The 23479-nt window shown below is 61.2% G+C and carries 22 protein-coding genes; 11 read left to right on the top strand and 11 right to left on the bottom strand.

What is annotated here, in order from left to right:
• Nucleotides 1–9 precede the first annotated feature (9 nt).
• Nucleotides 10–1491, bottom strand: coding sequence for a chromosomal replication initiator protein DnaA (dnaA, locus tag L1073_RS06575; RefSeq protein ID WP_246897780.1), 1482 nt, complete (start codon nt 1489–1491; stop codon nt 10–12).
• Nucleotides 1492–2080: 589 nt separating this feature from the next.
• On the opposite strand from dnaA, the gene rpmH reads away from it, so the two are divergent.
• From rpmH to efeO (L1073_RS06535), 8 genes are all read left to right on the top strand, one after another.
• Complete coding sequence (rpmH, locus tag L1073_RS06570; RefSeq protein ID WP_011508608.1) at nt 2081–2215, top strand: 50S ribosomal protein L34; 135 nt, start codon at nt 2081–2083, stop codon at nt 2213–2215.
• An 11-nt stretch (nt 2216–2226) separates the two neighbouring features.
• A complete protein-coding gene (gene rnpA, locus L1073_RS06565; RefSeq protein ID WP_246897778.1) occupies nt 2227–2613 on the top strand; it encodes a ribonuclease P protein component in 387 nt (128 codons plus the stop codon).
• An 84-nt stretch (nt 2614–2697) separates the two neighbouring features.
• The gene (gene yidC / locus L1073_RS06560) at nt 2698–4395 is read left to right on the top strand and encodes a membrane protein insertase YidC (protein WP_246897776.1); all 1698 of its coding nucleotides are present in this window, start codon (nt 2698–2700) and stop codon (nt 4393–4395) included.
• A gap of 102 nt (nt 4396–4497) precedes the next feature.
• Entirely contained in the window at nt 4498–5874 is a 1377-nt protein-coding gene (gene mnmE / locus L1073_RS06555) for a tRNA uridine-5-carboxymethylaminomethyl(34) synthesis GTPase MnmE (protein ID WP_246897774.1), read from the top strand.
• A gap of 189 nt (nt 5875–6063) precedes the next feature.
• Nucleotides 6064–6903 carry an iron uptake transporter permease EfeU gene (efeU, locus tag L1073_RS06550; protein WP_246897772.1) on the top strand — a complete coding sequence of 280 codons (840 nt, stop codon included), beginning with the start codon at nt 6064–6066 and terminating at the stop codon, nt 6901–6903.
• A 14-nt stretch (nt 6904–6917) separates the two neighbouring features.
• Nucleotides 6918–8069 carry an iron uptake system protein EfeO gene (efeO, locus tag L1073_RS06545; protein ID WP_246897770.1) on the top strand — a complete coding sequence of 384 codons (1152 nt, stop codon included), beginning with the start codon at nt 6918–6920 and terminating at the stop codon, nt 8067–8069.
• Nucleotides 8070–8104: 35 nt separating this feature from the next.
• The gene (gene efeB, locus L1073_RS06540) at nt 8105–9415 is read left to right on the top strand and encodes an iron uptake transporter deferrochelatase/peroxidase subunit (protein ID WP_246897768.1); all 1311 of its coding nucleotides are present in this window, start codon (nt 8105–8107) and stop codon (nt 9413–9415) included.
• Nucleotides 9416–9501: 86 nt separating this feature from the next.
• Complete coding sequence (gene efeO, locus L1073_RS06535) at nt 9502–10338, top strand: iron uptake system protein EfeO (protein WP_281506003.1); 837 nt, start codon at nt 9502–9504, stop codon at nt 10336–10338.
• A 56-nt stretch (nt 10339–10394) separates the two neighbouring features.
• Here the strand turns inward: efeO (L1073_RS06535) and L1073_RS06530 are convergent, their stop codons facing one another.
• From L1073_RS06530 to rdgB, 4 genes are all read right to left on the bottom strand, one after another.
• Nucleotides 10395–11240, bottom strand: a complete 846-nt coding sequence (locus L1073_RS06530) for a 23S rRNA (adenine(2030)-N(6))-methyltransferase RlmJ (protein ID WP_246897766.1) — start codon at nt 11238–11240, stop codon at nt 10395–10397.
• Nucleotides 11241–11350: 110 nt separating this feature from the next.
• Nucleotides 11351–12034, bottom strand: coding sequence for a YiaD family glycine zipper/OmpA-like lipoprotein (locus L1073_RS06525; protein WP_246897764.1), 684 nt, complete (start codon nt 12032–12034; stop codon nt 11351–11353).
• Between the two features lie 70 nt (nt 12035–12104).
• Complete coding sequence (gene hemW, locus L1073_RS06520; protein WP_246897763.1) at nt 12105–13274, bottom strand: radical SAM family heme chaperone HemW; 1170 nt, start codon at nt 13272–13274, stop codon at nt 12105–12107.
• Complete coding sequence (rdgB, locus tag L1073_RS06515; RefSeq protein ID WP_246897850.1) at nt 13271–13876, bottom strand: RdgB/HAM1 family non-canonical purine NTP pyrophosphatase; 606 nt, start codon at nt 13874–13876, stop codon at nt 13271–13273. The genes hemW and rdgB overlap by 4 nt, the downstream gene beginning before the upstream one ends.
• Before the next feature lie 427 nt (nt 13877–14303).
• On the opposite strand from rdgB, the gene L1073_RS06510 reads away from it, so the two are divergent.
• Complete coding sequence (locus L1073_RS06510) at nt 14304–14987, top strand: LuxR C-terminal-related transcriptional regulator (RefSeq protein WP_246897761.1); 684 nt, start codon at nt 14304–14306, stop codon at nt 14985–14987.
• Nucleotides 14988–15156: 169 nt separating this feature from the next.
• On the opposite strand, the gene L1073_RS06505 is transcribed toward L1073_RS06510, so the two are convergent.
• The 6 genes from L1073_RS06505 to L1073_RS06480 form a co-directional block, all read right to left on the bottom strand.
• Nucleotides 15157–16752: a bifunctional aminoglycoside phosphotransferase/ATP-binding protein gene (locus L1073_RS06505; protein WP_246897759.1), complete on the bottom strand. Its 1596-nt coding sequence runs from the start codon at nt 16750–16752 to the stop codon at nt 15157–15159.
• Between the two features lie 20 nt (nt 16753–16772).
• Nucleotides 16773–18062: a glutamate-1-semialdehyde 2,1-aminomutase gene (gene hemL / locus L1073_RS06500; protein WP_246897757.1), complete on the bottom strand. Its 1290-nt coding sequence runs from the start codon at nt 18060–18062 to the stop codon at nt 16773–16775.
• 84 nt (nt 18063–18146) lie between these two features.
• Entirely contained in the window at nt 18147–18803 is a 657-nt protein-coding gene (thiE, locus tag L1073_RS06495; protein ID WP_246897755.1) for a thiamine phosphate synthase, read from the bottom strand.
• A complete protein-coding gene (thiD, locus tag L1073_RS06490; RefSeq protein WP_246897753.1) occupies nt 18800–19624 on the bottom strand; it encodes a bifunctional hydroxymethylpyrimidine kinase/phosphomethylpyrimidine kinase in 825 nt (274 codons plus the stop codon). The genes thiE and thiD overlap by 4 nt, the downstream gene beginning before the upstream one ends.
• Nucleotides 19624–20055: a CopD family protein gene (locus L1073_RS06485; protein WP_246897752.1), complete on the bottom strand. Its 432-nt coding sequence runs from the start codon at nt 20053–20055 to the stop codon at nt 19624–19626. Before L1073_RS06485 ends, thiD begins: the two co-directional genes overlap by 1 nt.
• A gap of 61 nt (nt 20056–20116) precedes the next feature.
• Nucleotides 20117–21832 carry a chloride channel protein gene (locus L1073_RS06480; RefSeq protein WP_246897750.1) on the bottom strand — a complete coding sequence of 572 codons (1716 nt, stop codon included), beginning with the start codon at nt 21830–21832 and terminating at the stop codon, nt 20117–20119.
• 269 nt (nt 21833–22101) lie between these two features.
• Between L1073_RS06480 and erpA the strand changes: the two genes are divergently transcribed.
• A complete protein-coding gene (gene erpA, locus L1073_RS06475) occupies nt 22102–22455 on the top strand; it encodes an iron-sulfur cluster insertion protein ErpA (protein WP_040240244.1) in 354 nt (117 codons plus the stop codon).
• Between the two features lie 139 nt (nt 22456–22594).
• On the top strand, nt 22595–23371 hold the full coding sequence (locus L1073_RS06470; RefSeq protein WP_246897748.1) for a transporter substrate-binding domain-containing protein: 777 nt from the start codon (nt 22595–22597) through the stop codon (nt 23369–23371).
• The last annotated feature ends 108 nt before the right edge of the window (nt 23372–23479 follow it).

The raw sequence follows: 23479 nt of genomic DNA, 5'->3' as shown, positions 1-23479 counted from the left end.
CCGCCATGCTCAACTGGTCAGCAGCCGCAACAGGTTCTTGTAGTCCTCGCGGATATCCGCGCTTTCTTCCTTGAGTGTCTGCACCTTTCGGCAGGCATGCAGCACCGTGGTGTGATCGCGCCCCCCGAAGGCATCGCCGATCTCGGGCAGGCTATGATTGGTCAATTCCTTGGCCAAGGCCATGGCGACCTGACGCGGGCGCGCCACCGAACGCGAACGACGCTTGGAGAGTAGATCGGCCAACTTGATCTTATAGTACTCCGCCACCGTACGCTGAATGTTGTCGACGCCGACCTGCTTGTCCTGCAACGCCAGCAGATCCTTGAGCGATTCGCGAATGAAGTCCTGGGTGATCGGCTTGCCCATGAAGTGCGAGTCGGCGATGACCTTTTTCAGCGCCCCTTCCAGCTCACGCACGTTAGAGCGGATCTTCTGCGCGATGAAGAACGCTGCATCGTGAGGCAGGTCAACCTTGGCTTGGTCGGCCTTCTTCATCAGGATCGCCACACGGGTTTCCAGCTCAGGCGGCTCGATAGCCACCGTCAGCCCCCAGCCGAAACGCGACTTGAGGCGTTCCTCCACCCCGCTGATTTCCTTGGGGTAGCGATCCGAGGTAAGGATCATCTGCTGGCCACCCTCAAGCAACGCATTGAACGTATGAAAGAACTCTTCCTGTGAGCGCTCCTTGCCGGCGAAAAACTGGATGTCGTCGATCAGCAGTGCGTCCACGCTGCGGTAGAAACGCTTGAAATCGTTGATCGCGTTGAGCTGCAGCGCCTTGACCATATCGGCGACGAAGCGCTCCGAATGCAAGTAAACCACGGTGGCATTCTCACGCTGCGTGGCAAGGTGATTGCCCACTGCATGCATGAGGTGCGTCTTACCCAAGCCGACACCACCGTACAGGAACAGCGGGTTATAGGCACCACCGGGATTTTCGGCCACCTGGCGTGACGCGGCCCGCGCAAGCTGGTTTGACTTGCCCTCGACAAAGGTCTCGAAGGTGAAATTAGGATTGAGGCCACTCTGATGCTTGAGGCTACCTTCTACCTGCACCTGGCGCTCACTGCGGCGCGACGTCTCCTGACGTTCACGCAGGCGATCGATTTCCTGCTCGTCTGCATAGTCGCCCCGCGCCCGCGGGGTGTGCACCGCAGGCGGCGTTTCAGGGGGCCGCGAGGTATTCATTGCCGCCGCCGATACCGGTGCCCCCAGATCACGCGGCGACGATGTGGCCATGTTGCGGCGGCTACCGACCGTCAGCTGCACCTTAGGTGGCTTACCGGATGCAAGCTCCCTCAGCAACTCATTGATACGCTTCAGGTATTTATCATTGACCCAGTCACGCACGAAGCGATTGGGCGCCAGCAGACACAGCTCGCTGGCGTCACCGTCCTCCGCCTGCAAGGGGCGAATCCAGGTATTGAACTGCTGGGAACTCAGCTCATCCTGAAGAAAGTTGAGGCATTGCTGCCAGAGAGCGACCGACACACGACCTCACCTAGCGTTGATGAATGGCCGACCATTGTATCGTTCGACGCCCGGGTTATCCACATGGATGCCGCGTCTCTTTTCCTGTGGAAAACCCTGCCGATAACTCGGCGCATAACGTGTCCGTGAAACGTGAAGATGTCACAGGGTGTGGAAAGATCGCCACTTACCCACAATGGCACCGACAGCCTACCCACCCTTCCCCCACCTGTTTCCCACATATTCGATAACGTGATAGATTTCTGTTAATAAAGGAGAAAAACAAGTTATCCACAAATAGTATCCCCACCATTAATAACAATATCAATCAGTACAATTTCAATAGTAATAATAGCGTTAGCATTTCAGTTAATATCGGCACAGCAAGCGACGAGCCTCCCAACGACATCCGTTCGGGCTGATCGCCTCGGCACATGCCGAGCAACCGCCGCCGTAACAAAACAGGTGTGGATAAAAGCGCCAGAAAAATTGCACACGCCCCAGGGATTCACTAGAATTGCCGGTCTTGAGCCGAATACCGCCGGGTGCAAGCGTACCGGGCTCTTCAGTTTCAAATCGTTTCCAAACAACCACGTGAGAATTCGCAGCTATGAAGCGCACTTTTCAACCGAGCGTCCTAAAGCGCAAGCGCGTGCACGGCTTCCGTGCTCGCATGGCCACCAAGAACGGCCGCCAGGTGCTGGCGCGTCGTCGTGCCAAAGGCCGCAAGCGTCTGAGCGCCTGACTGGACAACGAATGTCCGATCAGGGCTTTTCCCGGCGGCTGCGGCTGCTGACCGCCGGGGACTATCAGCACGTCTTCGCTCATGCGTCCTTCAAGGTGCACGGTAAGGGCCTTTTGATGCTTGCGCGCCCCAACGCTCTCGATGAGCCGCGAGTGGGGCTCGTCTTTAGCAAGAAGAACGTACGTCGTGCTGTCGACCGTAACCGTCTGAAACGCCTCGTCCGTGAATCCTTTCGTCTCCAGCAGTACCGTCTTCCCGCCGTGGATATCATCGTTCTCGCTCGGCGTGGGGCTCATGAACTGGATAACGACACCTTGCATCGCCAATTGCACGGCATGTGGCGACGCCTGGAAAAAGACGTACGCAAGCAGTCGGTCTCGTCCACGCCATCCCCTTGATCGGCATTTCTCCGCCACGTTCCACCGTGGCCGCAAGTGCCGGTCGGGACGTGACGTCAGAATGTATCACCGGGCAGAATCCTTATGGACGTAAAACGACTCCTACTCGTCATCCCGCTCGCGGTACTCGCTTATCTACTGGTCATTCAGTGGAATGCGGATTATGGGCAAAACAGCGTCGAACAGCGCGCACCTGAAAGCGTTACCCAGGATACGTCCGATAGTGACGCCGGCAGTGAAGGCCTCTCAGTTCCCGCTTCCAATAACAGCGGTAACAATGCCTCATCGCAAGGAACCGCCGACATGCCTGGCGCGGATGGGCAAACCGACGCTAGCGGCTTGATCGAGGTACGCACCGATACGCTGGACCTTCGCATCGACCCCCGCGGAGGCGATGTCGTCTACGCGGCGCTACCCAAGCACCATGAGTCCTTGAATAGCGACCAACCCTTCGTCCTCCTCAGCGACAACAACGTACGCAGCTACGTTGCCAAGTCAGGGCTGCAATTGAAGGACCATGACGGACGCATCGACTTCTCTTCCGCACAAACGCAATATTCGCTGGGTGATGATCAAGACAGCCTAAGTGTCGACCTCAAGGCCGAGGTCAACGGCGTGGACGTCATCAAGCGTTTCACCTTCGATCGCGACAGTTACGCGGTCAATGTCGAGTATCGACTCGATAACCAGAGCGAAACGCCTGTCTCCGCACGCTTCGTCGGCCAGCTTGCTCGCGACAATAGCGCCGATCCCAGTCAGGGTGGCGGCCCGATGAGCATGAGCTCGTTCCTCGGTGCGACCTTCTCTACTCAAGAAAGCAATTACGAGAAGATCGACTTCGATGACATTCGTGAAGGCGACTTCAAGAATGTCGAGTCCGAGGGCGGTTGGGTCGCGATGATCCAGCACTATTTCACCTCGGCGTGGGTCCCGGTGCAGGAGCAGGAGAATCTTTATTACGCCAATATCGATTCCCGTGATCGCAACGTGGCCGCGTTTGCCGGTCCTTCCCAGCAGCTTGCGCCCGGCGATGAAACCACGCTGGCCGCGACGCTCTACATGGGTCCCAAGATTCAGGACCGCCTGGAAACCATCGCGCCGCACCTGGAACTGACCGTCGACTTCGGTTGGTTGTGGTTCATCGCCAATCCGCTGTTCTGGCTGCTGGCGAAGATTCATAGCCTGATCGGCAACTGGGGTTGGTCGATCGTGCTGCTCACGGTCGTCGTGAAGCTCGTGCTCTTCCCGCTCTCGGCCAAGGCCTACAAGTCGATGGCGAAGATGCGCAAGATGGGCCCGGAGATGAAGCGCATCAAGGAGCAGTACGGCGACGACCGACAGAAGATGTCGCAGGAGATGATGAAGTTCTACCAGAAGGAGAAGATCAATCCTCTGGGGGGCTGTCTGCCCATCGTCGTGCAGATGCCGGTCTTCATCGCCTTGTACTGGATGTTGCTGGAATCCGTGGAATTGCGTCATGCGCCCTTCATACTGTGGATACATGACCTCTCGGCTCAGGATCCCTACTTCATCCTGCCGATCATCATGGGCGCCTCGATGTTCGTTCAGCAGTTGCTGAACCCGACACCGCCGGATCCCATGCAGGCCAAGATCATGAAGATGCTGCCGGTGGTCTTCACGTTCTTCTTCCTATGGTTCCCGGCCGGCCTGGTGATCTACTGGATCTGCAACAACGTCATTTCGATCCTTCAGCAGTGGGTTATCACGCGCAAGATCGAAAATGACGGCGATACGGAAAAAGCCAGTAAAGCCAAGAGCTGACGGCCCTTTCCGTGTACCGCCCGATCAGACCCCCGCCTTGGCGGGGGTCTGGCGTTTTGGGCCAGCCACCGGGACAATACCGGCAACGAGTCGGAGAACGACATGACCGCCACGCCTCTCTATCGCCAGGACACCATCGCCGCCATCGCCACGCCTCCCGGACGTGGCGGGGTCGGCATCGTACGCATCTCAGGGCCCGCCAGCCGCGCCCTGGCCGAGGGTATCCTCGGCCATTGCCCGGCACCGCGTTATGCGTATTACGGCCCTTTCCGCAACGCCAATGGCGATATCATCGATGAAGGGATCGCGATCTTCTTCCCCGGTCCCCACTCCTTTACCGGTGAGGATGTTCTCGAGCTACAAGGGCACGGCGGGCCGGTGATCATGGATCTGCTTCTCGAGCACTGTGTCACCCTGGGCGCTCGCCTGGCGCGTCCCGGCGAGTTCTCCGAACGCGCCTTCCTCAACGACAAGCTCGATCTGGCCCAGGCCGAGGCCATCGCCGATTTGATCGATGCCAGCTCCCGCGCCGCCGCCGAGAACGCCCTGCGTTCGCTGCAGGGCGAGTTTTCGACCCGCGTCGCAGCCCTCGTCGACAAGCTGATCGAGCTGCGCATGTTCGTCGAAGCCGCCATCGACTTTCCCGAGGAGGAAATCGACTTCCTCGCCGACGGCAAGGTGGAGGCGATGCTCGACGACGTGCACACCATGCTCGGCGAGGTGCGCGCCGCCGCCGGTCAGGGGGCGCTGATGCGCGAAGGCATGAACGTGGTCATCGCCGGACGCCCCAATGCCGGCAAGTCGAGCCTGCTCAATGCGCTGACCGAGCGTGACAGCGCCATCGTCACTGATATCGAAGGCACTACCCGCGACGTGCTGCGCGAATACATCCATCTGGATGGCATGCCGCTTCACATCATCGACACCGCCGGGTTGCGCGACACGCCGGATGCCATCGAGAAGATCGGCGTCGCCCGCGCCTGGGAAGAAATCGAGAAAGCCGACCGCGTGCTGCTGTTGGTCGATGCGGCGACCACGACACAGACCGACCCCATGGAACTCTGGCCGGAATTCGTCGCACGCCTCCCCCATCCCGAGCGTCTGACGCTGGTGCGTAACAAGATCGATGAAAGCGGCGAGGCTGCCGTGAGTGATTTATCCACAACCCCACCGCTGGTGCGCATGTCCGCCATTACCGGAGAGGGTGTGGATAACTTGAAGGATCATCTCAAGACGGTGATGGGCTTCGATGCCACCACCGAAGGACGTTTCTCGGCGCGCCGACGCCATCTCGACGCCCTCGACCGTGCCGGTCAGGCACTCGATAACGGCATCGCCCAGTTGCAGGGTCACGGCGCTGGCGAACTCCTCGCCGAGGATCTGCGCGAAGCGCAGCACGCGCTCTCCGAAATCACCGGCGAATTCACCGCAGACGACCTACTCGGTGAGATCTTCGGCAGCTTCTGCATCGGCAAGTAAGACGGTCGGTCAGTGAAACTGAGAATAAGCATCCCCGCGTCCTTCCACGGGCTTTATCGCCTACCGGTAAGCACTTTTCCTGCTAATTTCCTTGCCCCTCGCCAGGGGCAGGCGTAACCTATAGATAACAACGAATCTCATTCTCTTTCGAGATCGCGTCCTCTTACCCCGCTTCACCAGGACTCCAACATGCTTGTCCCCTTTCTCATCATGCTACGCGAGGGGCTCGAGGCCGCCCTGATCGTCGGCATCATCGCCAGTTACCTTCGCCAGACCGGGCGTGGCGCCTGGATGCCTGCCGTATGGATCGGCGTCTTCCTTGCCGTCGCCCTGGCCCTGGGCATCGGCGCAGGCCTGCAGTTCGCCAGCGCCGAGTTCCCCCAGCGTCAGCAGGAGCTGTTCGAGGCACTCGTCGGGTTGATCGCCGTCATTGTATTGACTTGGATGGTGTTCTGGATGCGTCGTGCCGCCCGTGGTGTACGCCGCTCACTGACCGGTGCCCTCGATGGCGCCTTCGAAAGCGGTCGTCGTCAGACCCTGGCATTGATCGGCATGGTGTTTCTTGCGGTGGCCCGCGAGGGTCTCGAATCGGTGTTCTTCCTCCTCGCGGTATTCCAGCAGAGCACCGATCAAGCCGCACCATTAGGCGCTTTGCTGGGCATCCTCGCCGCACTCGTGGTCGGCCTTGCCCTCTACCGCGGCAGCCTGCGCCTCAATCTCGCACATTTCTTCCGCTTGACCGGACTCTTCATTCTACTGGTGGCCGCCGGTCTGCTCGCCGGCTCGGTGCGTGCCCTGCATGAAGCCGGCGTCTGGAACCATGCTCAGCAGGTCCTTTTCAATCTCGGCGACCTATTGCCGCTGGATTCTCCGCTCGGTGCCGTGTTCGCCGGTGTGCTCGGCTACCAGCCGGCCCCGACCGTAAGCGAGGCGGTGGTGTATGTCGGCTACCTGCTGGCGACACTGCTGCTGTTCTTGCGTCCCGCGCGCACCGCACGGTCGGCCGCCCCACACGCCAATGCTCGCTGATCGGAGAGACACCCATGTCCGTATCGCCCCCTCCCTCCGCACGGTTGCTCAAGCTCGGCGTATTGGCATCGGCCGTGCTGATGCTCGCCGCCTTGGGTCTGTTCGCACTATCGTTGAATGGGCGCGATCATGACGATGGAGACGTGCGACTCGTGGTCACCGCCCAGGGCTGCGAGCCTCGTGAACTCAGCGTGCCCGCCGGCGAGACGCGTTTCAGCATCGTCAACGACTCCCAGCGGGCCATCGAATGGGAAATTCTCGATGGTGTGATGGTGCTCGAGGAGCGCGAGAACATCGCCCCCGGCCTACACCAGCCGCTGACCGCCACCCTGGCGGCGGGCGACTATGCCATGACCTGCGGGCTTTTGAGCAATCCGCATGGCACATTGCACGTCACGGCCAATGATGATGCACCGGCGGTCGCCTTGTCGCGGCAAGCCTTCATCGCCCCGCTGGCAGAATACAAGGTCTATCTGACCCTGCAGACCCGGCGCTTGGTCGAAGCCGCCGAGGCCTTGCACCAGGCCATTGCCGCCGGCGAACTGGAGGCGGCCCGCACGGCCTACCGCGAGGCACGGCTAATCGACCAACGCCTGGCGATGGCCACCGGGCTCTATAGCGATCTCGACGAACGCCTCAATGCCCGCGCCGAGTACTTCGCCAAGCGCGAGCAGGATCCGCAATTCGTCGGCTTTCACCGCCTGGCTCGGGGCTTGTTCGATGCCGAGAGCACCGATGGCCTGACCCCGATCGCCGCACAACTGCTCGAGGATGCTCGGACACTCGGCGAACGCTTCAGACATCAAGCGATTCCTCCAGCTCAACTGGCCAACGGCAGCGCCCGGGTACTCGAGGCCTGGCACGCTCATGCCCTCGACAGCAAGACACTGAGCGCACACGAACTGCTCGACTTACAAGGCCTGACCGCCGGCGCCGAGAAGATCGTCACGCTACTCGCGCCACTCCTCGAACGCCAGGCGCCGAACGCACTGGAAGGCCTGCAGGCACGACTCGCCAGACTCCAGCAGGACTTGCCGGAACAGAGCAACACCGCATCGGGAGCCAAGGACAGCCGCGATGTCGACCGCGAAGCCTTGCTTGCCGATACTCAAGCCCTGGCCGACACCCTGGATAGCCTCAACCGAACGTTGGCCCTGAACGGCTGATCATCGTCCAACTTGGCATTACACGGTTTACCGACATGAGTGATCAATCCGACAACACCTCACGCTGCCCCTTCACGCTGGATCGCCGCCGCTTTCTACAAGGGTTGGGCGCGGCCGGTGCCGCCGCCGGGCTGGGCGGTTCGGCCTGGGCCGAATCGCACACCGATGCCGCCAGTGCCCACGACGTCACCGGCGCACCAGTCAGTACCACCACCCAGCAGTCCCATCCCTTTCACGGCCGCCATCAGCAGGGTGTTCTCACCCCGCGCCCGGCAACCGGCATGGTGGTTGTCTGCGACGTGCTGGCTCGTGACCGCACCGGACTGGAACGGCTGTTGCGCACCCTCACCGAGCGTATCGCCTTTCTTACACGTGGCGGCAGCTATCCTAAGCGCGATCCAAGTTATCCACCGGCGGATTCCGGCATCCTCGGGCCGACTATTGCCCCGGACGCGCTGACCGTTACCGTCTCGCTGGGTGCCTCGTTGTTCGACGAGCGCTTCGACCTGGCCGATGCCAAGCCAAAGCATCTGCAACGTATGACGGGCTTCCCCAACGACGCCCTGGAGCCGGCGCGTTGCCACGGCGACCTATCGTTGCAGATCTGCGCCAACACCCACGATACGACCATTCACGCCCTGCGCGACATCATCAAGCACACGCCCGGCCTTCTCATGGTGCGCTGGAAGCAGGAAGGCACGGTGCCCGTGGTACCTCCCGGCCACGATACCCCCGCGCCCAGCGCGCGCAATTACCTGGGCTTTCGCGACGGCACCGCCAACCCGGACACCGACGACGAGACGCTGATGAACGCCTTGGTGTGGACCGGCGCCGATCCCGACGAACCCGACTGGGCCCACGGCGGCAGCTATCAGGTAGTACGCATCATTCGTAACTTCGTCGAACGCTGGGATCGCGCGCAACTGGCCGAGCAAGAGGCAATCTTCGGTCGACGCAAGGACAGCGGCGCGCCTCTTTCCGGCGGCAGCGAATACGATGAGCCCGACTACGCCAATGATGCGGACGGCAAGATCACCCCGCTGGACGCACATATTCGGCTGGCCAATCCGCGTACTCCAGGCTTCGAGAAGCACCGTATCCTGCGCCGGCCGTTTAATTATTCCAACGGCGTCGAAGCCAATGGCCAGCTCGATATGGGGCTGTTGTTCATCGTCTACCAGGCCGATCTCGAGGCCGGTTTCATCACCGTTCAGAACCACCTCAACGGCGAGCCATTGGAGGAGTACATCAAGCCGGTGGGCGGCGGATACTTCTTCACACTCCCCGGCGCCATCGATGAACACGACTTTCTCGGTCGCTCCCTAATGGAAGCGACCGATGTTTGATCATAACGACAGGCACTCCAAGGCGCCGATATCCATGACCGAACTGGCCCCACTAACGATTCGATCCCCCATCAAGGAGTCATCGCATGTCACCCCGCTCACTGTTTTTTGCCGCCAGTGTCTTCGGCCTCATGGCCCTGCAGACCCCGGTCCAGGCGGACGTCGACCCCGAGGCACTGGTCGAGCCAGTAGCCGAGTACAAGCTGTACGTACTCGATAATATCGACCAATTCGTCAGTCATACCGAGAAATTTACCCAGGCCATCGAAGCTGGCGATCTGGAACGCGCCCAGGCGCTCTACGCCCCGACACGGGTCTACTACGAGCGCATCGAACCGATCGCCGAACTGTTCGCCGACCTCGATGCCAGCATCGACGCCCGCGAGGACGACTACGAAAACGGCGTCGAGGATCCCGACTTCACCGGCTTCCATCGTCTCGAATACGGCCTCTTCAAGGAACAGATCACCCAAGGATTCGTGCCTTACGCCAAACGGTTGATGACCGACGTCAACGACCTCGAATCACGTGTGCAAGGTCTGACCTTTCCGCCGGCCAAGGTCGTCGGCGGCGCAGCCGCACTGATGGAAGAAGTCGCCGCAACCAAGGTCAGCGGTGAGGAAGACCGCTATAGCCATACCGACCTGTGGGACTTCCAGGGCAATGTCGACGGCTCGCAGAAGATCTTCGAACTGTTCAAGCCGCTGGTTGCCGAGGAAGACCCGGCCTTCGTCGACCGTGTCGAGAAAAACTTCGCCGAGGTTGAGGACACGCTCGCCCACTACCGGCACGAGACCGACAATCCCGAGGCCGGTTTCGTCAGCTACGAAAAGGTCAGTCAGACGGACCGCCGCGCGTTCGTCGGGCCGGTGACCGTGCTCGCCGAGGATCTGGCGACCCTGCGCGGCAAGCTGGGGCTATAAGGTCTCCGTCGCAACGGCGCCGGCCCAAGCGTCGGCGCCGTGGTTGTTTTGCAGGCTCACTCCGGCACCCACCACTGTGACGAATGCGTCGCGTCGTCTCCCAGGCACCGCACGACGTGGGCCAAGCTGTCATCGAGCTGCGTATCCACGCCCCAGGGCGGGTTGAAGATCAGCATGCCGCTACCGTACATGCCATGCATGGCATCGCCGGGCGGGTGCAATTGCAGCTCGCTGCGCCAGACCTTACGCACCCCGCTACGCTGGACGGCCTCGAGCAGATCGTGATGGCGACCGCTGGGCAATAGCGGATACCAGATCAAGACGATGGCGTGACGCACCTTGGCGGCCACCGCCTGCAACGTCGACGCAACGTCGGCGTATTCCTGCTTGAGCTCGTAACTGGGATCGATGAGTACACAAAGGCGCGGCGTCGCCGGCGGCAAGGAAGCACGTAGACCGGCCAGCCCGTCCGCGTGGTGGCGTCGTGCCTGATCGGGCAACGCTTGCGCCTCGAGGTGGCTCGCCTCCCCCGGGTGAAGCTCGTACAGATCGAGCCGATCCTGAGCTCGGCATGCCTGAGACAACCACCAGGGCGAGCCCGGATAGTGGCTGAGCCGGGACGACGCCTGGACTGCGCCGAGACGCTCGCACCATGGGCCCAGCAGCGGGTCGTCGGCGAAGCGCTCGCGCGCTGCCCAGACACTCGCCACGCCGTGGCGATACTCCTTGAGACGCTGCGTTTCCTCGGCATCGAGCGAGTACAGTCCGCGTCCGGCATGCGTATCCACATATGTAACGGGCGAGGGCTTACGTAATAGATGGCATAGAACGGCAAACACGGCGAGATGCTTGTGAACGTCGGCGAAATTGCCAGCGTGGTAGGCGTGCTGATAGGCGAGCATGAAGGGGGTTCCGAAACGACGTGAAGCGCGGAATGAGCCCACGTCAGGGGCGCTGATGAGCTTGGCAGGCCAGGCCGGCGCGAACCGGCCTGACGCGACGCCGTAATCGCTTAGCTCTGCTCGGTGACCGGTGTCAGCGTGATTTCGACACGCCGATTCTGGGCGCGGCCGTTTTCTGTATCGTTGCTGGCAACGGGCTGACTTTCGCCGTGGCCGACGGTAGCGATACGATTGCCGGCGATGCCGCCCTGGCCGAGATAATCGGCCACGGACTGCGCACGACGCTCCGAGAGACGCTGGTTGTAATCCGCGCTGCCGGTACTGTCGGTGTAGCCAGCGACATTGATGCGCGTCTTGGGATATTCACGCATGACGGCGGTGGCATCGTTGAGTGCCTGGCGCGCGGGCGTCTGCAGATCGCTGGAGTCGACCGCAAAGGTCACGCGGCTGGGCATGTTGAGGACGATGTTGTCGCCCTGACGGTCGACCCCGATACCGGTGCCGTCGAGATCCTTGCGCAGCTTTTCTTCCTGGGCATCCATGTAGGCGCCTACGCCGCCGCCAATGGCGGCGCCGGCAGCCCCGCCGATCAATGCACGATCACGGGTGCTGCTGCCGCCGTCCCCGGTCAGCGCCCCGGCAATTGCGCCCACGGCAGCGCCGATACCCGCGCCGCCGAAGGTCTTGCCGTGGTCACTCTGCTGTTGGCCGCCGGTTTGCGCATCGTTGCTTGCACAACCCGTTACACCAATCGCCAGCGCCAGCGGAATCGCCATCCATATCGCGCGTTGCATGCGTCCTTTCTCCTTAGCTTTAAAATGCGTTTCGAAAAACGTTCTAGCGTTCCTGCCATCGAAACGTTTGTCACTGCTCATCGCAAAGCGCGAGCAGATCGTTCAAGAATAACAGCCCATGAGGCGATGCCTGTAGGCGTTGCGCCGGATCGCGCAGCAATCCCTTGGCTCGGGCCTCTTCCAGTCGGGCATCGAGCAGTGTATCAGGCTGGCCGCTTCTCTCGCGCCAATAATATCGCGGAACACCCTCGGTGAGACGCAGGGCATTCATCAAGAACTCCAGCGGCAGTTCCTGCGTCTCGAGGGCGCGACGTCCGGCGACGAAGCCACGCGGATCTTGCGCGCGCCGCAGATAGGCTTCCGGTTGACGCACCTTCCAGCGGCGTTCGATGGCCAGAGCGCCATCCGTTTGCCAAGCACTCAACTTACCGTGTGCCCCAGCCCCGATGCCGAGATAATCGCCGAACGTCCAGTAGTTGAGATTGTGGCGCGCCTGGTGATCGGGGCGCGTGTAGGCGGAAATCTCGTAGCGGTGATAACCCGCAGCCTCGAGCCGCGCGTGCCCAGCCTCCTGGATATCGCAGAGGACATCTTCATCGGGCAAGCGCGGAGGTTGTGAGTAGAACTCGGTATTGGGCTCGAGCGTGAGCTGGTACCAGGAGATATGCTCGGGCGCCAATGCCAGCGCCTGCTCGATATCCGCCAGGGCATCTTCCACGCCCTGCTCGGGAAGGCCGTGCATCAGATCGAGATTGACGTTGTCGAACCCCGCCGCGCGCGCGTTACGTAGCGCCTGGGCGGCTTCGTCACCGTCATGAATGCGCCCCAGTCGCTCGAGCTGGAGGGACTGGAAACTCTGCACCCCCAAAGACAGGCGATTGATGCCAGCCTCGCGATACGCCGCAAAGCGGTCGTGTTCTACCGCGCCGGGATTGGCTTCCAAGGTGATTTCGATATCCGAAGCAAACGGCAAGCGTGCCTCTATCGCCTGCAACAGACGCCGATACGCCGCGCCACTCAGCAGGCTGGGCGTGCCACCGCCGATGAAGATGCTCACCAGCTCGCGGCCCCTGGCCAACGCTAGCTCCGCATCCAGATCGTCGAGCAGGGCGTCGACATAGGCGCGTTCGGGAAGCGCACTGTCATGGCCCACGCCATGCGAATTGAAATCGCAATACGGGCATTTGCGCACGCACCAGGGCACGTGCACATAGAGCGACAAGGGCGGTAGAGTCGTCATGAGTTGGCGGACAATTGGGCGAGCAGCGCGTTCATGGCACGGCCCCGATGGCTGAGTCGATTCTTGTCCTCGGCGGTCAGCTCGGCGGCGCTCATGCCGCGTTCCGGCACCCAGAAGAGAGGATCGTAACCGAAACCGCCTTCACCTCGTGGATGCGCCCGGACTTCCCCTTCCCAGGAACACTGCACGATATGCGGCACCGGGTCCTCGGCATGACGCAAGTACACCAGCACGCACCAGAAGCGCGCGGTACGCTGTCCTTCCGGCACTGCGTCGAGCGCTTCCAGGAGCTTGCGATTGTTGGCGGCATCATCCTTGGGCTCGCCCGCGAAACGCGCCGAGTAAATTCCCGGGGCGCCATGCAAGGCGTCGACTTCCAACCCCGAATCGTCGGCGAGCGCGGGACATCCGCTGACCCGCGAGGCTTCGCGGGCCTTGAGCAGGGCGTTCTCGACGAACGTCAGGCCGGTTTCCTCGACCTCGGTCACGGCGAAGTCATGCTGGGGGCGCACTTCGAGGCCCAAGGGGCTCAGCAAGTGCTGGAATTCACGCAACTTGCCGGCATTGCCGCTGGCCAGCACCAGCGTCTTTCGATCCGCCATCATGCTTTCTCCTCATCGCTCGGCCACTCATTCTACGGACAGTCCGCCGGCCGGGAAACCGCTCTAGCTATGGATAAATACGTTTTTTAAAACAATAACTTAAAAACAGGAATTAGTTTTTTCATACTTTAAACGTAAGGCTTGCCTCATCTAAATGAAGGGGCTTACTGAAATTTCTCTCCGCCGAGCGTCGCTGTCCTCATCGCATCCTTTGCCACCCCGATCCAAGCGATTGATGTTACTCTAGAATTAATAAAAGTTATAAAAATTAAAAAACTATATTCTATTAAGTTTTAAACATGAGGGGTTACTGTCTATTTACAAAGTGCGTGTCTCGGATAAGGCTTGGAAGCAATTCGGCATGAAACCGGCCATGAGAAAGTCGGGACATGCCAATGATGTCTCACACAACACCGGGATGAAACGCATGAGCATGGAAAATACAAGGGTTCTGATGGTCACTGACTGCAATCCGCAGTCGCAGCTATTCATCGATTACATTCGCCAGCAGCTCGATTGTCAGGTCTCGGCGCTGAGCACCCAGGAAAGCTTCGAGCCGCCCACGAATTGCAAGGTCGTGGTATTGCTGGATGCCGACCATGTCGACGAAAACTGCATGCATCTGTGGAACAGCCGCTCCAGCGAAAGCCCGGAGATGATCCTCGCGGCCTTCAATCTGCGTGACGATGAGCATGCGGCGGAACTTCTTATCAGCCTGCATCTGCAGGGCGTCTTTTACCGCCAGGACAATCTGCTGCTGATCTGCAAGGGCATCGCCAAGCTGCTCGAAGGCGATCTATGGATGTCGCGCAACCTGATGACACGCCTGATCGACTTTTATCGCCGCCAACAGCTCAATGCGTATCGTCCAGTGTGCGGACTGACCCATCGCGAATTGGAAATCATCGGCCTACTGGGCACCGGGGCATCCAACACCGAAATCGCCGATCAACTCTTCGTCAGCGAGCATACCGTCAAGTCGCATCTCTATAATATCTTCCGCAAGATCAAGGTACACAACCGTATTCAGGCCATGAACTGGGCGCGTCAGAATCTTGGTGCGCCACCCATGGTTTCATTGCGTAGCGCCCGCAAGGCACGCACGTCATGAGCCCTGCAGTACCGACAAAAAACGCCGCTCCCAAAGGAACGGCGCAATATCACGAGACTCACATCACCCACACGCCATGCGGCAATGTGACGACCCTAACCACCCCTTTAGCATAAAGAGGGCGCATGACAGGCCCATGACGCAGTCGCGACATGATGATGACGGCGCCTCAATTGAGTTGGATACGCTCCTGAATCATCGACACCAGAGTCCGGTTGGCATCCGGTGCCGTGGTATCGAGATGGACCAGGTGGCTCAGTTCATCGTCGGCGAAAGGTTCGAAACGTGCCAGTTGGCGTTCGAGTACCTCGAGCCCTGCCTCGGAAGGGTCACCACCACGCTGGGCACGCTTTTCGATGCGTGCGCGCAGGGTCGCTTCATCCGCCTCGAAACTCACCAGCAGCACCGGCAGTCCGCGGCGTTCGGCCTCGAAGCACAGTTGCGTGCGCTGAGCGCGCGTCAGGCAGGTGGCATCGACACAGGCCGGCAGCCCTGACTCCAGCAGGATCCCCGCCAGTTCGGCAAGACGATCATAGGTACGCGCAGTCGCCTGGGTCGTATAGATATCGGCGCCGTCGGCGGTACTCGACTGGGCCTCGAAGCCGTAAAGCCGTTTGCGTTCAATATCGGAGCGCACCCGCACACCGCCTAGCCGCTGCACCATCTCGCCGGTGAAACGGCTCTTGCCGCTGCCCGAGACGCCCACGCCGACGATCAGATACGGGAAGCGAAACTCGCTGTAACGCTCTGCCAGGGCAATGTAATGCTGGTACTTCGCATACGCCTCCTGGCGCTCGTCAGGCGTCAATTGCGGTTGCTGGTAATGCAGCATCGCCACCTTGGCCCGCACCAGCGCCCGATAAAGCTTGTAATAGGCGAGCAGGCGCACCAACTCGTAATCGCCGGAGAGTTCCAGGTAGCGATTGAGCACATGGTTGGCGAAGGCCTGCTCGCCACGTGCCTCGAGGTCCATCAGCAAGAATGCCAGCTCGCAGCCGACATCGTTCCAGCGCAGCTCGGCGTTGAATTCCAGGCCGTCGAAAAGCAGCGCGCGGCCTTCGAAATGCACTGCATTGCCGAGGTGAATGTCGCCATGGGTCTCACGCACGTAGCCTTCACGCCAGCGCCGCTCGAACTCGTGCTCGAGCCGCGCGAAACTGTCCAGACTCCAGGTCTCGAGCCGCGAGAGACGTTCACGTGCCTGGGGATCGTCGAGCCGCGCCTCGATCAAGCGAAACTCGCGGTCCAACGTGCGACGCACGGTGTCCGGCGAGCCCAACGGACTATCGCCGCTGATCCGCGGCGCGTCTTCGTGAAATGCCACCAGTTGATCGACAAGGTCGTCGAGCAGCTCCACCGAGAGCTCGCCGCTGACCTGCAAGGTGCTGAACAGGTGACGGTTGCTGAACTGACGCATCTTGACGGCATATTCGAACGGCGTGCCACTGCCATCCAACCGCGGTGCCTCAGGCGTCCCGCTGATGGGCACCGTCTCAAGATACAGCGCCGGGGCGAGACGTCGGTTGAGGCGTACCTCCTGCTCGCAGAGCCGACGCCGCTTTTCGAGGGTGGAAAAGTCCAGAAAGCTGCCGAAATCCAGCGGCTTCTTGATCTTGTAGGCATAATCGCCGGTAAGAATGACCCAGGAAATATGGGTCTCGAACACCTCGACCTCGCCAACCGAGTCTCCGAATGCCTGGCCTTGGCGCAATGCCTCGATCAATACCTGGCTCACTGAGCGTTCTCCCGCATCCTGTCGTTGCATCGCATCGTTCACTCGCCGCGTCAGGCCTGACCGAGGGTCGCCAGTACCCGTTCGGCGGCATCCAGGGTAGTCTGGATATCGGCCGCCGTGTGGGCGCTCGACATGAAGCCTGCCTCGAACGGCGAAGGCGCCAGATACACACCCTCCTCGAGCATCCCCAGGAAGAAGCGCCGGAAGGTATCGGCATCGCAGGCAGTCGCCTGGGCGAAGTTATCGACGCGCCGCTGGGCGGTGAAGAAGACCCCGAACATGCCGCCCGCGCGCTGGGTGATCAAATCCACGCCGGCTGCCTCCGCACGGGCTTCCAGACCATCACACAGCGTCGCCACGCGTTCACCGAGCGCGTCGTGGAAGCCCGGTTCGCGAATCTTCTCGAGCAGCGCGATCCCCGCCGCCATGGCCAGAGGATTGCCAGCCAGCGTGCCCGCTTGGTAGATCGGTCCCAAAGGCGAGACTTGCTCCATCAGCTCACGCGCCCCGCCGAAGGCGCCGACCGGCATGCCGCCACCGACGATCTTGCCCAGGCACGTCAGGTCCGGCGTCACACCGAAATGTGCCTGGGCACCGCCCAGCGCGACGCGAAAACCGGTCATTACCTCATCGAAGATCAGCACGCTGCCATGGGCATCGCACACTTCGCGCAAGCCCTTGAGAAACTCGGGCTGCGGCGGAATGCAGTTCATATTGCCCGCCACCGGCTCGACGATGATGCCGGCGATCTCGTCCCCCAGACGCGCGAAGCAGTCGCGCACGGCGTCGAGATCGTTATAGGGCAGCGTCACGGTATGCTCGGCGAGGGACGCCGGCACGCCGGGTGAACTGGGTTCACCGTGCGTCAGCGCGCCGGAACCGGCCTTGACCAGCAGCGAGTCGGAATGGCCGTGGTAATTGCCCTCGAACTTGACGATCTTGTCGCGTCCGGTATGGCCACGTGCCAGACGAATCGCCGACATGGTGGCCTCGGTGCCCGAGTTGACCATGCGTACCATGTCGATGGACGGCATGATCTCGCAGATCAGCTCCGCCATGCGCGTTTCGATGGCGGTCGGCGTGCCGAAGGACAGCCCATCGTCGAGACGCTCACGCACCGCGCCCAGCACATCGGGATCGGCATGGCCAGTGATCAACGGCCCCCAGGATCCGACATAATCGATGTAGCGTTGACCTTCGACATCGTAGAGATAGGCGCCCTGGGCGCGCTCCACGAATACCGGTGCGCGCTCCATGCCCTTGAAGGCGCGCACGGGTGAGTTCACACCGCCGGGGATGTGACGGCAAGCCTGCTCGAAGAGTTGTGCGGACGTGGTCATGACTTCCTCTGGCTGTGTCTGGCTAGAAATGTGGATAACTCTCTGGACAGGTCGAACAACTCTCCGCTCGAGCCTGTGGATAATTCAGTGTCGCGCCGCCTCGCCGAGACTCGCCTGCAATTCCTTGATGGCGACCGCAGGATCGACGGCGCCGAAGACCGCATGCACCGTGGCCAACAACTCCGCGCCGGCCTCGCGGGCTAGACGCATAGTGTGGACGTCGAGTCCACCGATCGCCACACGCGGCAGGCCGAAACACGCGGCGTCGCCGAGCAACGTCAAGGACGCCGCTGGCGCCTCTGGCTTGGTGCGCGACGCGAAGAAACGCCCGAAAGCCAGATAGCTGGCGCCTTCAGCCACAGCGCGTTCCGCCAGATCGAGACGCGCATGGCAAGTCGCCCCGATGATCGCCGCGGGTCCCAGGACCTCGCGCGCAGCATCCAGCGCACCATCCTGCTGCCCCAGGTGCAGCCCGACGGTGGTGCCAAAACGCGCGCCCAGCCGCGCCGCCAGGGCGATATCGTCATTCACGATCAGCGGTATCCCGGCATCGTGGCAATACCCGGCCAGGGTTGCGGCCTGGCGCCAGCGCTTGTCGGCATCCGCCGACTTGTCACGGTACTGCAGCAGCGCCGGCGCCGCGCTCAAGGCGCGCTCACACGCCGCGAACAGGCATTCATCGTCCGGCAACAGCGTCGCATCGGTAATGGCGTATATGCCGCGCGTCCAGTCCGCCGTCATGTTGCCTCGCTCTCGAAGGGCGGCAAGCGCCACAGCCGATCGGGTAACGCCTGGCCGTGTCCGGGACGTTGCGCGTGCACCAGGCTATCCCAGGCCACGCGCTGGGCCTGACTGCAAGCCTCGATCAAGGATTCGCCACACGCCAGGCGCGCGGCAAGCGAAGCCGCCAGGGTACATCCCGACCCATGATAATCGCCCGCCAGCCGTGGCCAACGCCATTGGCGACTATTGTCGGGAGTATGCAGGGTGTGGACAACCTCGTTGCATGCTGACGTCTCGTCATCCCAGGCATCCGCCCCGGTGACCAGAATCGCCTGTGCGCCCAGCGACATCAGTTCCACCACCCGATCCACTTCACTACCGGACGTCGCACTCAGACGTGCCAGTTCGTGACGATTGGGGGTCAGGATATCCACCAGCGGCAACAGACGTTCGCGAAACATCGATACGCTGTCATCGGGGGCCAACGCACTACCGCCGCCCGCACGCATCACCGGGTCGACGATCAACGGCAGATTGGGATGCGCACGCGCCACGTCGATGACCGCCTCAAGAGACGCACGATCGGCGATCAACCCCACCTTGATGGCATTGATCTCGATATCCGCGAACAATGCCTCGCAAGCGCTTTCGATACTCTCGCGCGAACACGGCATGACGCGTTGCACGTCGCGCGTGGTCTGTACCGTCAGCGCCGTGGGCACGGTCAACGGCCAACCACCGCAGGCGCGGATGGCTTCGCCATCGGCGGTCAGTCCCGCCCCGCCAGTAGGGTCATGCCCCGCAAGCACCAGCACCGCCGGCAATCTTGGCGTTGCCATCAAAACGGCTGGAACACGACGAGCAGGACGATAGCCAGCAGCAGCACAATGGGAATGCCATTGAACGCCTTGAAGAATGCCGCGCTCTTGTGGCACTGCGTGGCCGCGAATCGCTTGAGATAAGCCAGGCACACATGATGATAGCCGATCAAAAATGCCACCAGCAGCACCTTGACATGGAACGAGCCATTACTCATGACACTCGGCACCAGATAGACCAGCAGTCCGCCCAGAACGATTACCGCGATCATCGCCGGTAGCATGATGCCCTTGTAGAGACGCCGCTCCATGAGCTGGAAGTAGCCTACCGCCTGTTCATCGCCATGATCGCGCGCCTGGGCATGATAGACGAACAATCGGGGGAGAAAGAAAAGCGCCGCGAACCAGGTCATGACGGCAACCAGGTGCAGCGATAAGATCAATTGATACATGGCGATTCCTTAATGCGAGTCCTGCATTCTTGCTGAAAAATTCCTCGGGGCCATGCCGAGGTCATTTATTACGGTAGTAGTTCTCGATGGCGTCGCGGGTGATGATACCCGAAATCTTGCGGATCAGCGGCGCCGTGGTGTGTTCGACGTAGAGCGCATCGACGCCATACTTGTTGAGTTGCTCAAAGGCCTCCGAGAGCGTTGCCTGCAAGGAAATGGGCGCCATATCGACACGTTGACCGGGGATTTCGAGCAGGTCGAAGCGGGGTTCGTCCTGCCATTTCTCGTCGAGCATGAGTCTTGCCAGCCCGGCGGCCTTGAGCCCCACCGGGGGTTTGTCGTTCTCGCGCGAGACCACCAGCCAGGTGGGTTTGCCGGCCAGCAGTTCCTGAGCCTGGGCCCGCGACAGCACGCGTGGTGCCCGCGCCACGCTACGCTCCATGACGGCGGGCACCGCGACCCGTGACAAGGCTTGCATCAAGGGGCGCTGCAAGGGATGCAGGCCCTGGCTATCGAGCGTGGAGATGAAAAACCCCGAGCAGTGATACCCCTGACGCTCCACCAGTACCGCAATGACCACCGCCAGCATGCCCGGCAGCAGGATGCTCGAATTGTGCGTCAACTCTAGAAGTGCCATCAACGCTGCCAGAGGCGCCTGCAGGACAGCCCCCATCATCGCGGCCATGCCCAACAGCGAGAACACCGCCGGCGACGAGGCCAGCTCCGGCATCAGCGTGGCCCACAGCAGCCCGCACAACGTGCCCAGGGCCGCCCCCGCCACCAGAATCGGCCCGATGATGCTCACCGGGACCCCGAAGGCGATGGCCAGTGCTGTCAGCGCCAGCTTGCCGAACGCCACGGCGATCAGCACATCCAGCGCCGGCTGGCCGACGAGCATGCGCTCCAGCGAGTCGTAGCCCATGCCCTGGACCTGAGGATACCACCAGGCCAGTGCCGCCACCGCGACGCCCACCGCCAGGAATCGCCCCCACATGGGAAGGCGCGCTTTCCACGCCGCAGGCCTGGCAAGACGCACGAAGCCACCGGCTACCAGTCCGATCAATACGGCCGTGACCACGATCCAGGGCAGATCGAACAACGAGGCCAACTGCACGCTGGGCACCGAGAAGGCGGGCTGCGAACCGTAGACCAACTGCGAGACAACGGCGCCGGTAGTCGAGGCCAGAATGACCGGCATGAAGCCGATGATGGTGTATTCCATCATCACCACTTCCATGGCGAAGATGACGCCAGCGATCGGCGTATTGAACGACGCGGAGATGCCCGCCGCAGTGCCACATCCCACCAATACGCGTAGGCTGTTGTGGGGCAGCCGCATGGTCTGGCCGATCCAGCTCGACGCCGCCGCACCGAGGTGAATGGCGGGCCCCTCGCGCCCTGCGGAAAGACCACCCAACAGCGCCACGAGCCCTACCCACCACTGGGTGATCCAGTTGCGTAACGGCATCTTGCCCTGATGATAGGTCAACCGTTCGATGACATGGCCGATGCCAATCTTGCCGGCATTGATCGGTATGCGCCACAGCCACAGGCCGATCAGCGCCACGGCGATCAACGGCAACACCACGCGAAGCGGTACCGCGAGTCGTTCGAAAGCCTCGGGATCGCCATCCGGCATGAAGGCCAGCGCCCCCAACTCCAATGCGCCGCGAAACACGACCATCAGACCGCCGGTCAGAAGCCCCGAGAGGACACCCAGCACACATAACTGTGGCAACGCATCGACACTTGCCAAGCGGCGACGAAAAACTTCCATGCTGGGCCGCTTGAGCAGTGGTCGAAACCGACGCAATGGCACACCATATCTCCCTGAGCACTGATGATCCTCACCGGGACAAGGACAGGCGGCATGGCCAAGCCCGGCACAGCACGACATCATTACAAACGAATGTAACGTTAGACATTATCATACACCCTAGCGTTACACGGCAGTCAGCGCTCCACATCAAGACAAAGTTGACCGTTTTGCTTGGTTTTCACGATAATGGGGAGCCATATGCCATACGATGGATTAAGGAGGTCACCATGAGCGGGGCTGAATCGTTCGTCCCGGTGCCCATGTACTTGACCGATGCCGCCGCCCAGCGTCTGGGCGTCTTGGTCGAGGAAGAGGGCAAGCCGGGTCTCAAGCTGCGTGTCTACGTCACCGGCGGAGGCTGCTCGGGCTTCCAGTACGGTTTCGATTTCGCCGAGAATGTCGGCGACGAGGATACCGTCATCGAACATGGCGGCGCGTCGATGATCATCGACGCACTCTCGTATCAATACCTGGTCGGCTCCACGGTGGATTTCGAGGAAGGCCTCGCCGGGGCACGCTTCATCATCAAGAATCCCAACGCCACTTCCACCTGCGGCTGCGGTGCCTCGTTCGCCGTCTGAGCGGGCATGCAGCGCCTCGGGCGTCCGCTACGCGGATGCCCCTTCCCTCTTTTCGTGTTCCCCACCCTTTACTTGACGCCCTCACCGGGACTCGTCAATGTAGAACCGGTCCCATCAACAACAGCAAACGGGGAACGCTATGAAACACTTGCCACTATGTCTACCACTACGTCTTTCCGCCCTCGCGCTGGCACTTGGTACCAGCAGTGCCGCCCTCGCCCAGGATACACCCACGCTCGCCGTGGCGACTGATCCCAGCTTCGTGCCCTTCGAGATGATGGACGAGGATAGCGGCGAAATGGTCGGTTTCGACATCGATATCATCAACGCCATCGCCGATCGTGCCGGCTTCGATATCGATCTCAACACCATGGACTTCAACGGCATCATTCCCGCCGTGCAGACCGGTAACGTCGATATCGCCATCGCGGGTATCACCATTACCGAAGAGCGCGGCGAGATCGTCGACTTCTCCGATCCGTACTACGACAGCGGTCTACGTATTCTGGTCCCCAACAGCAATGACGACGTCGAAGAGCTCGACGATCTCGAAGGCATGCGTATCGGCACCAAGATTGGGTCCACGAGCTACGATTACCTTCAGGAAGAGCTCGGTGACGATGCCGAAATCACCCCCTATCCCGGCAGTTCCGACATGTACATGGCCCTCATGGGCGGCAGTGTCGACGCCGTGTTCTATGACGCACCTAACGTCGGCTACTTCGCCGAGACCAAGGGCGACGGCAAGGCCAAGGTGGTCGGGCCACTGTATGAAGGCCAGCAATACGGCATCGCCTTCGTCGAGGGCAGCGAGTGGGTAGAACCCGCCAACGAAGCGCTCAGCGAGATGCGTGAAGACGGCACCTACGACGACATCTACGAAAAGTGGTTCGGCAAGGCACCTGACGCCGAATAAAGACAACGATCCATCAGGGGCCGGGTGATCATGCACCCGGCCCCTTTTCATGGCATACCATCCACCATAAGCGTCGTCGCCTCGGCGCACACGTACGCCGAGTCACGA

Source organism: Chromohalobacter nigrandesensis (assembly GCF_023061285.1).
Taxonomy (GTDB): Bacteria; Pseudomonadota; Gammaproteobacteria; order Pseudomonadales; family Halomonadaceae; genus Chromohalobacter; species Chromohalobacter nigrandesensis.
Note: the sequence above shows the minus strand (reverse complement) of the source record. Positions and strands in the feature narration are given on the sequence as shown.